Here is a 1,872-nt window from a genome sequence, read left to right on the forward strand (position 1 = left end):
GCCACCTCACCCACGGCATGCGCCTGAACTTCTCCGGCAAGCAGTTCGACGTCGTCGCCTACCACGTGGACGACGCCGGCCTGGTCGACATGGCCGAGGTCGAGCGGCTCGCCAAGGAGCACCGCCCGAAGGTGATCATCGCGGGCTGGTCGGCGTACCCCCGGCAGCTGGACTTCGCGGAGTTCCGCCGGATCGCGGACGAGGTCGAGGCCTTCCTGTGGGTCGACATGGCGCACTTCGCGGGTCTGGTCGCGGCCGGCCTCCACCCGAACCCGGTGGAGTACGCCGACGTCGTCACGTCCACCACCCACAAGACCCTGGGCGGTCCCCGCGGCGGAATCATCCTCGCGAAGAAGGAGTTCGCGAAGAAGCTGAACTCGTCGGTCTTCCCGGGCTTCCAGGGCGGCCCCCTGGAGCATGTGATCGCGGCCAAGGCGGTCTCCTTCAAGGTCGCCGCGAGCGAGGACTTCAAGGAGCGTCAGGCCCGCACGGTCGAGGGCGCGAAGATCCTCGCCGAGCGCCTGACCGCACCGGACGCCCGCGCGGCAGGGGTGAACGTGCTCTCCGGCGGCACCGACGTCCACCTCATCCTCGTCGACCTGCGCGACTCCGCACTCGACGGACAACAGGCCGAGGACCGCCTCCACGAGGTCGGCATCACCGTCAACCGCAACGCCGTCCCGAACGACCCCCGGCCGCCGATGGTCACCTCCGGCCTGCGCATCGGCACCCCCGCCCTCGCCACCCGCGGCTTCACCGCCGAGGACTTCGCCGAGGTCGCCGACGTCATCGCCCAGGCCCTCAAGCCGTCCTACGACGCCGACACGCTCAAAGCCCGGGTCACCGCCCTCGCCGACAAGCACCCCCTCTACCCCGGTCTGAACAAGTAGGTCCCTTTCCCGGGGCGCCGCGCACACTGTGAAGGGTGCGCGGCATCCCCGGGACCCCGCACCACCCCTGTTATTGAGGAGTCCCCGTGGCCATCTCGGTCTTCGACCTGTTCTCGATCGGCATCGGCCCCTCCAGCTCCCACACGGTCGGCCCGATGCGCGCGGCGGCCATGTTCGCGCGGCGGCTGGGCAAGGAGGGCCTGCTGGACTCCACGGCGTCGGTCCAGTGCGAGCTGTACGGCTCGCTCGGCGCGACCGGCCACGGGCACGGCACGCCGAAGGCGGTCCTGCTCGGCCTGGAGGGCTCCTCGCCACGCACGGTGGACGTGGAGGGCGCCGACGACAGGGTGGAGCAGATCAAGGCGACCGGCCGGCTGCGGCTGCTGGACGCGCACGAGATCCCGTTCTCCTTCGACGACGACCTGGTCCTGCACCGCCGCATGGCCCTCCCCTACCACGCCAACGGCATGACCGTCCGGGCGCTCGACGCCTCGGGGGCGGAGCTGCTGTCGAAGACGTACTACTCCGTCGGCGGCGGATTCGTCGTGGACGAGGACGCGGTCGGCGCGGACCGGATAAAGCTCGACGACACGGTCCTGAAGTACCCGTTCCGCACGGGCGACGAGCTGCTGCGCCTGACGAAGGAGACCGGTCTGTCGATCTCCTCGCTGATGCTGGAGAACGAGCACTCCTGGCGCACGGAGGACGAGATCCGGGCGGGTCTGCTGGAGATCTGGCAGGTGATGCAGCGGTGCGTGTCCCGAGGCATGTCCCGCGAGGGCATCCTGCCGGGCGGCCTCCGCGTCCGCCGACGCGCCGCCATGACGGCACGTCAACTCCGGGCGGAGGGCGACCCGTTGGCCCACTCGATGGAGTGGATCACGCTGTACGCGATGGCGGTGAACGAGGAGAACGCGGCGGGCGGCAGGGTCGTGACGGCCCCCACGAACGGCGCGGCCGGGATCATCCCGGCGGTCCTGCA

The 1,872-nt window shown here is 70.5% G+C and carries 2 protein-coding genes; both read left to right on the forward strand.

Annotated elements, in window-relative coordinates:
* The coding region (gene glyA, locus AB0J04_RS45985) for a serine hydroxymethyltransferase (RefSeq protein ID WP_363174707.1) at positions 1–890 on the forward strand (890 nt) is incomplete at its 5' end.
* 86 nt (positions 891–976) lie between these two features.
* The coding region (locus AB0J04_RS45990) for an L-serine ammonia-lyase (RefSeq protein ID WP_363174708.1) at positions 977–1,872 on the forward strand (896 nt) is incomplete at its 3' end.

Origin of the sequence: Streptomyces sp. NPDC050263, from assembly GCF_040655955.1 — a bacterium.
Taxonomy (GTDB): Bacteria; Actinomycetota; Actinomycetes; order Streptomycetales; family Streptomycetaceae; genus Streptomyces.